The following is a 13,239-nucleotide window of genomic DNA, read 5'->3' on the forward strand; positions in this document are numbered from 1 at the left end:
CCACACCCCGTGCCCAAAAGCAACCGCGCGCAAAGACCCGCCACGCGCGGCAGGATCGGCCCACACCACGGACCTGCCGGTCCCACCGGCCCGCAGGCGCAACCGGACCAAAGACCGCGACACCGGGCAAAAAACCGTGCGTCGGACGGCGCGTTGCGCTATGGATGCGCTCAATCCCTTAGCTCCAAGGTTGCCATGCCCCGCACGTTCCCCCACCACCCCGAACAAAGCGGAATGCTGCGCCATGGGTGACGCACTGTTCTACCACCTGACCCGCACGCCGCTTGAGGAAACGCTGCCCATCTTGCTGACTAAATCGCTGGCGGCGGGCTGGCGCGTGGCGGTGCGGGGGCGCGACGCAGCCCGGCTCGACTGGCTGGACCGGCAGCTCTGGCTGGGGCGCCCCGAGGCGTTCTTGCCGCACGGCCTGTCAGGCGGGCCACATGACGCCGATCAGCCGGTGCTGCTGACCACCGGCACCGACCTGCCCAATGGCGCCACCTGCCTGATGACCATCGACGGCGCAGCGTTGGAGCCTGCGGAAATCACTGCCCTTGACCGGGTCTGCATCTTGTTCGACGGCCACGACCCGGACGCGCTGGCCCATGCGCGCGGCCAATGGAAGGCGCTGACGGCGGCGGGCGTCCGGGCGCAATACTGGTCGCAAGACAGCGGGAAATGGGAGAAAAAGGCGCAATCCGACGGCGCATGAGGTCACGGCGGACTCCGTCCCTGCACGCCGGCTTTCCGCCAAACTTCTCTGCCCAAACGCACCACCGCCGGTGCCACGCGATGCCCTGTCAGCAACCGGCCAGGGGCCCCAAACCCGTTCGCAGGACGGAAACTCCCCAAAATCGTCGCGCGCCCGGCCCCCTGTCGCCAAAATCGCGCCATTTTTTGGATGCTCAATGATTAAGCACACCAGCAAGGGAGAGAGAGCCGATGACACAGCGCAGAAAACCATCCCCCCGCATCTCGGGCAGCGAGACGGGCCAATCCACGGGCACCGCGCATCCCCCCGTCGCGCGTCAGCCCATGCTGACGGCGGACACCCGCCCCAACCGCCCGCGCACCAAGCGCGCAGGCGACGGGCATTCAACGCCCCCCGCCGTAACCTTCACCGACTGGGCGATGATCTGAGGATACGCCCCCTCGTCAATGCCGGGCGGCCACGCTATGCTCAATGCCATACCACAACCTGCGCCCCGGGGGCCTGCCTATGTCCGACCCGATCACGGCGATCCGCAACCTTGGCCCTGCCATGGCCGATGCCTTCGCCCGCGCAGGCATCACCACCGCCACGCAACTGCGCGCGCTGGGCACCGATGCGGCCTACGCCGCCCTTTTGGCCGGGGGAACGCGGGCACATTTCATCCCTTATTATTGTATCGAAATGGGGCTTCAGGGCCGCCCCTGGAACGATTGCAAGGGCGCCGAAAAGGACCGCCTGCGCGTGCGTTTCGACGCCATTGTCGCGCACCGGAAAGAGCACGCCGCACAGCAAAACGCCGCCTCGAACACCGATCCGGCATTCGAGGCGGCGCTGGATGCGCTGGGCGTTATCCCGGCGCTGAAACTGCGTTCAGATCAGCCGACCAGTTCCAGCCCGGCGAAGAAATAAGCGATCTCTTCAGCGGCGGTTTCCGGTGCATCGGACCCGTGGACCGAGTTTTCGCCGATCGACAGCGCGAATTCCTTGCGGATGGTGCCATCAGCAGCATCGGCGGGGTTGGTGGCGCCCATCACTTCGCGGTTCTTCGCAACAGCGTCGTCACCTTCCAGCACCTGCACCACGATCGGCGCGGATGCCATGAATTCGCACAGCTCGTCATAGAACGGACGTTCCGCATGCACGGCATAGAAAACGCCCGCCTGTGCTTTCGACAGGTGGATGCGCTTTTGCGCGATGATGCGCAGACCGGCGGCTTCCAGCTTGGCGTTGATCGCGCCCGTCAGGTTGCGGTTGGTTGCGTCCGGCTTGATGATCGAGAAAGTACGTTGCAGGGCCATGTGGGCATTCCTTGAGGTTGAACTTTGCCCGCGCGGCTTATCATGGGCAGGTGACGGTGAAAAGACGTGATTGCCCCGGTGCGGCCCCGGTGCGGCCCGCGCAAGGCCTTCGCCCCGCGCACAGCCGCTGTGCGTTCCAGCGCGCGCGCCCGGTCCCAAACCCCCTACCCCAGCGCGGTCAATCGCGCCGCCACCTGCGCCGCCCACTCCACCCCGCCGCCCCAATAGGCCCACAGCGCCAGCCCCCCGGCCAGCGCCATGCATTGCAGCGTCACGACGGTATTGAGGTTCGTGCGAAACGGCTCTTTGCGCGTCTTGTGGCGCAGGCACCACTGCGCCAGCTTCGCGCCCGGGCTGCCGCCCAGAAACGCGGCGCGCAGCAGCACCGCTTCTGGCACGCGCCAGTGTCCGCGCTCGGCGCACAGCTTGTCATACCAAAACAATCCGATTGCCAGCACGTTGATGACGATCAGCCAGACCTCTAGCGCAAGCACGAATACCATCGCACACCCCTTCACAAACCCATACCCGGCCCGCATGGTCTGCGCAGATTGCGGCATTTCTGTGCCCCGATCCGGGCATTGCTGTGCCACCCCATAGACCAGCCCACAACACCCCCCAGACCACATTGACAATACCCGGGCGCTGGGTCAGGTGTCGCGCCATCATGCTCAGTATTTCAGATCTCTCGTATTCCATCGAAGGCCGCCCCCTGTTCGAGGGCGCTTCCGTGAACATTCCCACCGGCCACAAGGTCGGCCTTGTGGGGCGCAACGGCGCGGGCAAGACCACGCTCTTTCGCCTGATCCGGGGCGAACTGGCGCTGGAAGGCGGCGGCATCTCGCTGCCCTCGCGCGCCAAGATCGGCGGCGTCGCCCAAGAAGTGCCCTCGAACGAGGTGTCGCTCATCAACACGGTGCTTGCCGCCGATACCGAACGCGCAGGCCTGATGGCCGAGGCCGACACCACCACCGACCCCACCCGCATCGCCGAGGTGCAGACCCGGCTGGCCGATATCGACGCCTGGTCGGCGGAAGCGCGCGCCAGCGCGATCCTGAAGGGGCTGGGGTTCGATACCGAGGCCCAGCAGCGCCCCTGTTCCGACTTCTCGGGCGGGTGGCGGATGCGCGTGGCGCTGGCGGGGGTGCTGTTTGCCGAGCCTGACCTGCTGCTCCTCGATGAGCCGACGAACTATCTGGATCTCGAAGGCGCGCTGTGGCTAGAGGCGTATTTGCAAAAATACCCCCATACCGTTCTTATCATCAGCCACGACCGGGGCCTTTTGAACCGCGCGGTCGGCGCGATCTTGCATCTCGATGACCGCAAGCTGACGCTGTACACCGGCAGCTACGACACCTTCGCCAAGACCCGCGCCGAACAGCGCGCCGTCCTGGTGGCCGAGGCAAAGAAGCAAGACGTCCGCCGCGCGCATCTGCAAAGCTTCGTGGACCGCTTCAAAGCCAAGGCATCCAAGGCCCGGCAAGCGCAATCGCGCGTCAAGATGCTGGAAAAGATGGACACGATCACGCCGCCCGCCGAGGCCGCGAAGCACGTCTTCACCTTCCCCGCGCCAGAGGAACTTTCGCCGCCCATCATCAATATGGAAAGCATTTCCGTGGGTTACGACGGCCCACCCGTGCTGCGCAACCTTGGCCTGCGTATTGATCAAGATGACCGCATCGCGCTTTTGGGCCGCAACGGGCAGGGCAAATCGACCCTGTCGAAGTTCCTCGCGGAAAAGCTGGAAGGCACCGGCGGGCAGATCACCCGGCATTCAAAGCTGCGCATCGGCTATTTCGCCCAGCATCAGGTGGATGAGCTGGAGCTGCATGAAACGCCGATCCAGCACCTGCAACGCATGCGCCCGAACGAGGCCCCGCCCCGCCTGCGCGCACGCCTTGCGGGTTTCGGTCTGATGGCAGATCAGGCCGAAACCGAAGTCGGGCGCCTGTCGGGCGGGCAAAAGGCGCGGCTCTCGCTGCTGCTGGCCACGCTGGACGCCCCGCACCTGCTGATCCTCGATGAGCCGACAAACCACCTCGACATCGAAAGCCGCGAGGCGCTGGTCGAGGCGCTGACCAGCTATACCGGCGCGGTCGTGCTTGTCAGCCACGACATGCACCTGCTGTCGCTGGTCGCCGACCGGCTGTGGCTGGTGCACGACGGCAGTGTGACGAATTACGAAGACGATCTTGAGACCTATCGCAAGATGCTGCTGGCGGGCGATGACAACCCCAAACCCGCCAAGCCGAAGGCGGAAAAGCCAAAGCCAAAACGCGCCAGCCACGACCAGGTGCAGGCCCTGCGCGCCGAGGCCCGCAAGGCCGAAGCCCGGGTGCAAAAGCTCAATGAGATGCGCGACAAGCTGGCCAAGAAACTCGCCGACCCCGAACTTTATGAAAAGGGCCGCGAGGGCGAGGCCGAGACCTGGCAAAAGAAATACGCCGAGGTGATGAACGGCCTCGACCGGGCCGAAGCGCTGTGGCTCGACGCGCAGGAAAAGCTGGAAACCGCGCTGGGGGATTGATCGCCGCTGCCGGGCGGGGCCACCAGGACCCCAAAGCGCGCCCGCAGCGCGCAGGCCCGGGCCTTTGCCACGCTCTGCCTGCCCGTGATTGCCCGTCCATCGCCACCCTGCCCCCCCTGAAGACATCAGGACGGGGTTGCGCCGGGCGGCCATCCCGGCCAGTCTGAAACCTCAGGGTTTTACCCGGCAAAGGCCGGGGGCGGCCATTTCATCTGCCTGAGTCACGCGCATCATTTCCCCCTGACGGACATCGCCATGGCCATTGACCCCGCCTTCCTCATTACCGCCTTCGTCACGCTCTTCGTGGTTATCGACCCGATCGGCATGACCCCGCTGTTCCTCGCCCTGACCCAAGGGGCCGATGCCCGCACCCGGCGGTCCATCGGGCTGCGCGCCTGTTTCATCGCCGCGCTGCTCCTGTCGATCTTCGCCCTGCTGGGTGACGCGTTGTTGCAGTTCATCGGGATTTCCATGCCCGCCTTCCAGATCGCGGGTGGGATCTTGCTGTTTCTGACCGCGCTCGACATGCTGTTTGACCGGCGCAGCGCGCGGCGGCAGGACCATGCGGACAGCGGTGTTGCCGCGCCCGCCGATGACCCTTCCGTCTTCCCGCTGGCGATGCCGCTGATCGCAGGCCCCGGCGCCATGGCCACGATGATCTTGCTGACCAATGAGACCGGGCGCAGCATGGAGGGCATCGCCATGGTGTTGGTGGTCATGCTGGCGGTCATCACGATGGTCATGGTGCTGTTCCTGTCGGCGGGCCTTTTGGAACGCGTGCTGCGCCGCACCGGCACGATGGTGGTGACACGGCTCTTGGGCATGTTGCTGGCCGCGCTTTCGGTGCAATTCGTGATCGACGGCGCGCGCGCCATCGGGGTGATCTGACACAAGCCTCCCGCGCAAGCCCCCTGCCAGATGGGGCGATCACCAGGCCAGGCGCGCGCCGCCTACCGCGAAACCAGGGGCGCCGCACCCCAGTTAAAAAAGGGGACGCGGCCCCGTCAGCCGCGCCCCCCCAATACAATTGCGACTGAAAGACGCCGTCAGCGGCTGGCGTTCAGGCCATCGCGCGTCTCGTCAGTGGCAAGCTGGGCATGCAGCGTCTGGAACTGCTCATACGCCACGGCGCGCTGATCGTTTTCCAGGTACGAATAGGCGCGCAGGATCGCCAGATCGCGGCGCAACGAACCGTTCTGCTGTTCCAGCGCGTTCAGATAGGCGATGGCCTGGCGATGCTCGCCCAGACGGAAGGCCCGCACCGCGCGCTGGTCCAGAATGATCGTCTCGGTGTCGCGGCGCTGCGTTGCCGTCAGCGGAGTCGCGGCGGAAACGGCAGCCGCCTGATCGGTCATGTTCATGCCCAGATAGGACAGCGACAGCCCGAAATTCGCATCGCGCTGCACCTCTGGCCCCAGGCCCGACCCTGCCCGGGCGACAGCGGCAAAGGCGGCCAGCGCTTCGGCCGGGCGGTCGTGGCTATAGGCGCACCAGCCGCGTTCGTAAAGCACCTCAAGCGACTGCGGATTGGCGGACGTCGCCAGGCAGCGGCCCCAGGCCCCGGCCTCCTTGGCAGCGCGCACCGTGCCGATGCGCCCATCCCCGCGCAACGGCAGGCGGGCATAATCGGTGGCAGGGGCCTGCGTTGCGGTCTGAACGGCAGCCTGAACGGGGGCAGGTGTCGGCGCGGGCGCAGGTGCCGCCGCAACCCGCGCAGGCGCAGGGGCGGCGGATTGGGCGGCGGGTTGGGCTGCGGCGGGCGCACCGCCGCGCCCGGCGCGCAGCCGCGCCTCCAACTGGTTCAGCGCCGTGGTATTGCCCGGCGCCGCGCCGCGGGCGGCATCAAACAGCCCAGCCAACTGCGCGGGGCTCGCCACGGCATCGGCCTTTTCCAGCGTTGGCGCCTGATCGGACAGCGCGGTGCAAGAGGTCGCAACACCCTGATAGGTCGACACGGCATTGCCGGGCTGGTTCACCAGCGCGTACATCTCGGCCAGTTGCCAGGCATTGTTGATCCGGTCGCAGCGGAACATCTGGGGCGCACGGCGCGCAATGGCAATCGCCTCGGGCGCATTGCGGCCCGACACGGCGCGATCAAAGGCCGCCTGCGTCTCGTTCAGGTCCAGCACGCGCAGCATCTCGGCATCGGGCTGCCAGCCACCCGCCGCAGCGCGCCCCTGTTCGATCAGGTTGCGCGCTCCGGCAAAATCACCCCGTTCGATCCGCGCCCAGATCGCGGCCTCATCCACCGACGGGCCGCTGGCCGGCGCCGGGGCGCGCAGATCGTTGAGGTCTGAGGGCGGGCGCCAGTCGGGGAAGGCGGTACGCAGACGGCGCATTTCGGCCTGCACCGCAGCTTGATCGTTCTGATCCAGGTAATAGATCAGGGCGCGCAGGTCGTTTGGCGTCGCGGTCTGCGCCCCGGCGGCCATGCTGAACGGCCCATGGACCGGCGCAGGCGTAAAGCCCACCAGTGCCAGCGCCAGCGCGGCCCCGGCCAACAACCGGGTCCTGCGCGGGGCCTTGCGCACCAAGGCGAAAATCGGTTCACGGGTCATAGCGGCACACATTCGGGCAAAATCTGATTGGCGGCGATCATCGCAAACATCTGCAAGGTCGCGGGGTAATAGGGCTGGCGCGTGCTGTAGGGCGGCATGTCGGCCCCGACACTGCCCGGCGCACGCACCGAACAGGTGACCAGCCCCGCCAACGCGCGGTAGCCTGCATCGGGACTGGATTCCAGCACCACGCCAGACGCGGGCTCCATCACCGTCGGCACGGGCGCGCCGGGCGTAACCGTACGGCCATAGACCGACGCCGCCTGCCGCACCGCCGGATGCTCCGACATGCCCGACCAGATCAGGAACAGCGGCACGCGCAACGCCTCGTACCCGCTGTTGGCCGACATGCGCGCCGACGGCCCCATCCCCGCAGGCGAGATATCGACCCAATCGGGGATCAACCCGCCACCCGCCAGCGTGGCCAGCAACGCATCCGCATCCTGCGCAGCGACACCCAAAGCGCTGACGCCGGTTCCCGCGGCAACCTCACGCATGGCCAGCGGCATGTAATAGGACGGGTTGACCGAGATCGCGTCATCATGCGCGAACCCGACCGACGCAGGCAGCATCACCAGCCGATCCCGGTCGGCGGGGTTGCGCACGATACAGGCCGCCGCCAGATCCTGCGCAACCTGCACCGCGCGGTCCAGATACCGCTGGTCGCCAAAAGCCCGCGCGGCACGCAACAGCGCCCAGGCATAGAACAGATCACCGTCGCTGGCGTTGTTGCGGTCCGGCACGGCATTCAGCGTGCCGGGCAGCCAGCGCCAGGACAACAGCCCGTCACCGCGCTGCTTCAGATGCATCTCGGTCCAGCCAAACATCGCGGCAAAGGCCTCGGGGTCGTTGAACTCGGTGGCAAGGACCATGCCATAGCCCTGCCCCTCGGAATGGCTGGAATCGCCTTGCAACCGGTCGATCACCCGGCCCGTGGCATCCAGATGCGTGGCTTTCCACGCCTGCCACAGCGGTCGCGCGCTGTCGGCCAGATTGACCGGCACCATCGCGCGGGCAGCCCCCGGCACGAAGGCCCCGGAAGCCAGCGCCGCAGCCGGGGCCACAGCCCCCGCAGTCAGCAGGTTCGCACCAAGAATTTTCAGGCAATCGCGTCTGATCATGTGTCATGCTCTCTGGTAGAAATGATAAGCCGAAGCGCCAGCGCAGCCGAGATCAGCGCGATGAAGAACACTCCGAAAACGTAGCTGATCGGCTGGGCCGAAACGAAATTCCCCATCGCATGGCGCGCATTCGCCAGGCTCCAGTCCTCCAGCAAGACCGGTTTGCGGTCGGGCGCGATCCAGCTTTGCCACTGGCCCGCATGGTCCAGCACCGCCACCTGCCCGTGCGGCCCGTCGAACGTGCCCGCCCGCCCCGAGATCAGGGCCGTGGCGATCTGCGTCATGTCCGACCCCGGGGCGCGCACCATCCAGATCGCATCGGGGCGCGTGCCGTCCAGCTGCATCAAGATCGCCTGCCCGCTCTGGGTGGCCATCCAGTCTTCCAACATCGTGCCCTTGCGCGGGAACAACCAGTAGGATGCCTCGGTCGCCACATCGCTCAGCGATTGCCCGATGCGCGAGAAAGCCGCAGTATACCCCTCGCTCTGACGCACGTTGATGAAGGGGTTGGGCGTGGTCGTTTCCGCCCCGGTACCCGTCTGCGCCCCGTTGCCCGTCTGCGCCCCGTTGCCCGTCTGCGCCCCGCCCGCAGGCGCCAGCAGCACATCCTCGATGATACGGCGGCTGATCGCGAAATCCCCGAAGGGAACCGAACCGAGGTCATCGAGCGACATCAGGTTCAGGCTGGCCAGCGCGGCCGGGCGCCCTCCGGCATCCCGCCCCATCTGGGCCCGCGACAACGCCGAGGCCAGCATGATGCGGTCTTCCACACTGTAGGACCGCGCGCTCAGGTCATTGACCCGCAGGCTGTCAGGCCCCAGCGCGTTGAAGGCCAGCCCCATGTCGGGCAGATACATCGACGGGCTGTAGGGCACATGCAGGGTCGAGGTCTCGCTGATCTCCAGAACCGGACCCTCGCTGACCGCACAGGGCAGATCGGCGGGCTGGCCGGGCAGCAGCACCTCGAAGGACAGCGTATTGACGCCCGCGCGCAGCAGCCGCGCCTCAAAGTCGATGGGGAACATGGTGATGTATTCCCCGCCCTCGCCGCGCAGTGGCAGCATGCGGATCGTCTCATTGTTCACGATCAGCAGCAGCATCGCCCCCTCGGGCAGCCCCTGCGCATAAACATAATCGAAGCGGATGCGCGCCTTTGCGGCGGTCAGCACCAGCCAGTCATCGGGCAGTCGGAAACTGTGGTCGCTGCGGTGATACCGCTGGCTGACGCGCAGCGTCTCAAAGCCGAATTCAGACAGCGCCACCTCGCGGTCCGCGTCGATCAGCACGGGGCGGGGCGACGGCGCGCGCGCGGCAAAAGCCAGCTCGGGCAGGTTCAACGCACCCGGGGCCGCACCTTCGACGTATTCCACCACCATGACCTGCGCGCCATCGGCACCACGCTGGAATGAGACACGGTTGGCAAGACCCGGCACGAAGGTGACACGGGCACGCGCGGCGGCTTCGCCCTCCAGGCTCCAATAAGGCGTGAAGCGGTAGACCAGCGGCGCACCGGCCATGACATTGCTCAGCCGCGCGCTGATCAGCGACAGCCATTGTGACCGCGCCGCGCCCAGCCCTTCGGCCCCGCGCACCTCGACCCCACCGGGCTGAACCGCCTGCGCGGCCAGCCCCATCAGAAACGCCTCGGGGCCTGTGGCCTGCAACGTGTCGCCCAGCGACAGCCCGCTGCCCGCCAGATCAATCTCGGACCACAGCGCAAAGGACGCTTCCGGCCCGCAATAAATCCGGTGATGCTGCGCTACCGTGATCTGCACGTCGTTATGCCCGGCGCGCAGCGCGCCCGCAGGAATAGCGAACCGCGCGGGCGTGAACTCGGTGAAATTCGCCAGTTCCAACGCACCGACGAAGGTGCCGTTGATGCTGACCCGCGCCTCGGACCGTTCAGGCAGCACATTGACGCTGGAAATCATGCTCAGCACCAGCGCGCGCTCCCCCGTCGGCAATGCGTCAGGGTCCGCCACGAAAAGCGAGAAATCCTCGACATGCCGCTCGCCGCTGAAGCGTAGCACGTTCGCGCGCAACGCGTCACTGACCCGCAGCGCCCGCAAAGGCGACGCGATCAGCGGCGGCGGCGGCGCCACGTCGGGTTCGGGCGCGCGGCGTCGGTCGGCGCCGATGCGCATGTCCAGCAGGTTTTCTTGCATCTCGGGGCTCAGCGCGGGGCCGTCATCCACCGGCAACACGATCAACGGCGCGGCCGGCTGGCCCTGTGCCGCCGCACCGACGGGCAGGCAGAACGCCGCCCCCAGCGTGACCGACAGCGCCAGGGCTGCCCCCTTGCCCGGCGCGCACTGCGCCTGCATCATCTGTGAAATCCGCCCGATCATGTCGTAGACCTCCAGTCGGTCGAGAACATCGGCGCGCCACCGCCCTGCCCCGCATCGTCCTGACCTGATGTGTGCTGGCTCATCAAAGGTTGGCCCATTCCACCCTGCGCACCCTGCGCCTTCGGGTCCGTCCGGGACCCGCCAGGAACGGGCCCACCGGGAAGCTGCCCCCCAGGAAGCTGCCCACCGGGAATCTGCCCACCGGGAACGGACCCGCCCTGCAATGGTCCGCCGTGACCGGGGCCACCCTGCGGCAGCGACGTCGGCGCCACGCCTTGCAACGGCACCGCAGGCGTCATCGCCGGGGCCGCGTGCTGTGACCGCGCGGCAGGCGAAATCGGCACGGGGCGCGCGGCGGGCGGCGGATCGAAAGCCTCGCCAAAGGCCAGAAGATGCGCGGGCACCGCTTCCGACCGGCCCGAGATACGCTCGCGTTCACGCAGGCGGCGCAGACGCGCAGGCTCATTCTTGATGGCAATCGCGGTGTGCCAGATGCCGCTGAACGCCAGCACGACGACATAGCCCATGCCGACCAGCAAACCCTTCTGACGGGTGCGACCCGCGCGGATCGCCTCCCAGACGGCACTGTCGCCAAAGATCAGATGCGCCACCGTTTCGCGCACGATCATCGGCTGGTCAGGGTCATATTTCACCCCCACCACATAGCTGTTGCCGGACCGCACCACCGATTGCACCTGCACCCGCACGGCGTTTTCCAGATGCGGCGATTTTGGGAATTCCGGCGTGAAGAAGAACACGAAGCCCTTTTCGATCTTCGCCAGATCCTCGGGCCGCGTCTCGGGCGACGGGCGCAGGCTCAGCCGCGCGCCGCTGGTCGACGCATCGAGCACCGTCGCGCTGACAAATTGCTCTACCGACCGGCCCAGCGCGGCCACGGCGGGCACCTGCATCGGCACACGCGGTACGGCGCGGCGCTGCTGGCGTTCGGCCAGCACCCGCAACGATGCCGACACGATAAGGAAGTTGAACACCGCCCAGCCGCCGACGATCATCAAGATGTTGTGGTCGCCCGGATACAGCATCCAGCGCACCCCTGCCGCGATCACACCCAGCCCCGCCAGCACCCAGATCGTCAACAGCGGCGCATAGATCGGCGACAGGTAATCTTCCTCCAGCACCTCATCCTTCGCGGTCACGTTGAACTTGGCCGCGCGCGGCCTCCAGAAAGTCTTGAAAATCGCGCTGGCCAGATAGGGCGCCTGCGCCGTCTCATAAAGCTCCGAGATCAGCGGCCAGCGCACGCGGCCATAAAGCGCGTTTTGCACCATGAAGCTGATGGCCATGTAGCTGGTCATGTACACCAGCACTTCCTGAATCGTCGCCACAAAGATCTGCAGGCCAAAGAACAGATAGGCCAGCGGCGCCAGGATGAACGTCAGCCGCACCAGCGGGAACAACCAGAACGTCATGGAGTTCAGGTAGCACAGCCGCTGCGTCATGCTCAGGCCCTTGCGGCGCAACGGGTTCTTCAAGATCAGCAGTTGCATCATCCCCGTCGCCCAGCGCCCGCGCTGTTCGATGAAACTGGTAAACGTCTCGGGTTGCAGCCCGGCAATCATGGCGTGATCGACATAAAGGCTCTTCCAGCCCTGGCTGTGGATTTCCAGCGCGGTTTCGGCATCCTCGGTGATGGTCTCACCGGCAAAACCGCCCACGCTGTCCAGCGCCTCGCGCCGCAGCACGGCGGCCGAACCGCAGAAGAACGCGCCCCCCCAACGGTCCAGCCCCCGGTGCCCCTGATGATAGAACATCTCGTTTTCCGGCGGGCAATCCTTGCGCAGCCCGATGTTGCGGTCGATCGGGTCGGGGTTGAGGAAGAAGTGCGGCGTCTGCACCAGAAACAGCTTCGGATCCTGCACGAAATACCCCACGGTACGCGCCAGAAAGTCGCGCGCGGGTACGTGGTCGGCATCGAACACCACCACCAGATCGCCGTTCAGCCGCTCCAGCGCCGAAGACATGTTGCCAGCCTTCGCACTCTCGTTGCGCGCCCGCGTCATGTAAAGAACGCCCAGATCGTTGCACAAAGCCTGCAACGCGCGCCGCCGTGCGCGCGACCGCTCGGCCAGCCCGGCATCGTCGGAATTGCAGCGCTGATCGGTGCCGCCGTCATCGCACAGAACCACCGTGCGCTTGTGTGCGGGGTAATGCATGTTCTTCGCCGCCGACAGCGTGACGCTCAGCATCTCCACCGGCTCGTTGTAGCTGGGAACCAGAATATCCACCGTGGGCAGATCGGCGGCGGCCACCTTGGGGGGCAGCGTGCGCTCGATCGGGTCGGCGGTCATGAAAGAGCTGAGGAAAAACACCATGATTGCATAGGTTTCCACCGCAAACAGCAGCATCGCGGCGGCAAACGACACCGGGTATTCCGGTGCGGGCAGCGTCTCCATCACGCGCCAGGACCAGTAGCGCATCACCACCAGACTGGCGATGGACAGCAGCGCGAAGCGCGCGACCATGTTGCGGTTGGTCACGGGTTTCAGCACCGCCACCACCAACACCGCCGCCAGCCCCAGAATCCCCTGCACCGCCGTCGATGTCGGGATGCTGACAAATGCCAGAAGCGGGATCATCAGCAAAAGCCAGATGGCGAAGATCAACATCTCTCCGGTCTTCAGCGGTCGGTTGGCGATGAATGCACTCATGAAAAA

The 13,239-nt window shown here is 66.4% G+C and carries 11 protein-coding genes; 5 read left to right on the top strand and 6 right to left on the bottom strand.

The window, feature by feature from the left end; translation table 11 throughout:
* The first annotated feature begins 244 nt into the window (after positions 1 to 244).
* From H9529_RS06875 to H9529_RS06885, 3 genes are all read left to right on the top strand, one after another.
* Positions 245 to 712, top strand: a complete 468-nt coding sequence (locus tag H9529_RS06875; protein ID WP_092887970.1) for a DNA polymerase III subunit chi — start codon at positions 245 to 247, stop codon at positions 710 to 712.
* A 230-nt stretch (positions 713 to 942) separates the two neighbouring features.
* Positions 943 to 1,140 carry a hypothetical protein gene (locus tag H9529_RS06880; protein WP_092887967.1) on the top strand — a complete coding sequence of 66 codons (198 nt, stop codon included), beginning with the start codon at positions 943 to 945 and terminating at the stop codon, positions 1,138 to 1,140.
* A gap of 79 nt (positions 1,141 to 1,219) precedes the next feature.
* The gene (locus tag H9529_RS06885) at positions 1,220 to 1,621 is read left to right on the top strand and encodes a TfoX/Sxy family DNA transformation protein (RefSeq protein ID WP_092887964.1); all 402 of its coding nucleotides are present in this window, start codon (positions 1,220 to 1,222) and stop codon (positions 1,619 to 1,621) included.
* On the opposite strand, the gene ndk is transcribed toward H9529_RS06885, so the two are convergent.
* Positions 1,588 to 2,010, bottom strand: a complete 423-nt coding sequence (ndk, locus tag H9529_RS06890) for a nucleoside-diphosphate kinase (RefSeq protein ID WP_092887961.1) — start codon at positions 2,008 to 2,010, stop codon at positions 1,588 to 1,590. The two genes, H9529_RS06885 and ndk, sit on opposite strands and share 34 nt — an antisense overlap.
* A gap of 164 nt (positions 2,011 to 2,174) precedes the next feature.
* The gene (locus tag H9529_RS06895; RefSeq protein ID WP_092888257.1) at positions 2,175 to 2,513 is read right to left on the bottom strand and encodes a DUF1294 domain-containing protein; all 339 of its coding nucleotides are present in this window, start codon (positions 2,511 to 2,513) and stop codon (positions 2,175 to 2,177) included.
* 164 nt (positions 2,514 to 2,677) lie between these two features.
* On the opposite strand from H9529_RS06895, the gene H9529_RS06900 reads away from it, so the two are divergent.
* Positions 2,678 to 4,537, top strand: a complete 1,860-nt coding sequence (locus H9529_RS06900) for an ABC-F family ATP-binding cassette domain-containing protein (RefSeq protein WP_092887959.1) — start codon at positions 2,678 to 2,680, stop codon at positions 4,535 to 4,537.
* A gap of 261 nt (positions 4,538 to 4,798) precedes the next feature.
* Positions 4,799 to 5,425 (top strand): MarC family protein, encoded by a 627-nt coding sequence (locus H9529_RS06905; protein WP_092888255.1) that lies wholly within the window; start codon positions 4,799 to 4,801, stop codon positions 5,423 to 5,425.
* A 158-nt stretch (positions 5,426 to 5,583) separates the two neighbouring features.
* On the opposite strand, the gene H9529_RS06910 is transcribed toward H9529_RS06905, so the two are convergent.
* The 4 genes from H9529_RS06910 to bcsA are packed head-to-tail and all read right to left on the bottom strand — an operon-like array spanning position 5,584 to position 13,233.
* A complete protein-coding gene (locus H9529_RS06910) occupies positions 5,584 to 7,095 on the bottom strand; it encodes a hypothetical protein (RefSeq protein ID WP_092887956.1) in 1,512 nt (503 codons plus the stop codon).
* Positions 7,092 to 8,216 carry a glycosyl hydrolase family 8 gene (locus H9529_RS06915; RefSeq protein WP_223814322.1) on the bottom strand — a complete coding sequence of 375 codons (1,125 nt, stop codon included), beginning with the start codon at positions 8,214 to 8,216 and terminating at the stop codon, positions 7,092 to 7,094. Before H9529_RS06915 ends, H9529_RS06910 begins: the two co-directional genes overlap by 4 nt.
* Positions 8,213 to 10,564, bottom strand: a complete 2,352-nt coding sequence (locus H9529_RS06920) for a cellulose biosynthesis cyclic di-GMP-binding regulatory protein BcsB (RefSeq protein WP_092887953.1) — start codon at positions 10,562 to 10,564, stop codon at positions 8,213 to 8,215. Before H9529_RS06920 ends, H9529_RS06915 begins: the two co-directional genes overlap by 4 nt.
* The gene (gene bcsA, locus H9529_RS06925) at positions 10,561 to 13,233 is read right to left on the bottom strand and encodes a UDP-forming cellulose synthase catalytic subunit (RefSeq protein ID WP_092887950.1); all 2,673 of its coding nucleotides are present in this window, start codon (positions 13,231 to 13,233) and stop codon (positions 10,561 to 10,563) included. The genes H9529_RS06920 and bcsA overlap by 4 nt, the downstream gene beginning before the upstream one ends.
* Positions 13,234 to 13,239 lie beyond the last annotated feature (6 nt).

Source organism: Roseicitreum antarcticum, assembly GCF_014681765.1.
In the GTDB taxonomy this organism is placed as follows: domain Bacteria; phylum Pseudomonadota; class Alphaproteobacteria; order Rhodobacterales; family Rhodobacteraceae; genus Roseicitreum; species Roseicitreum antarcticum.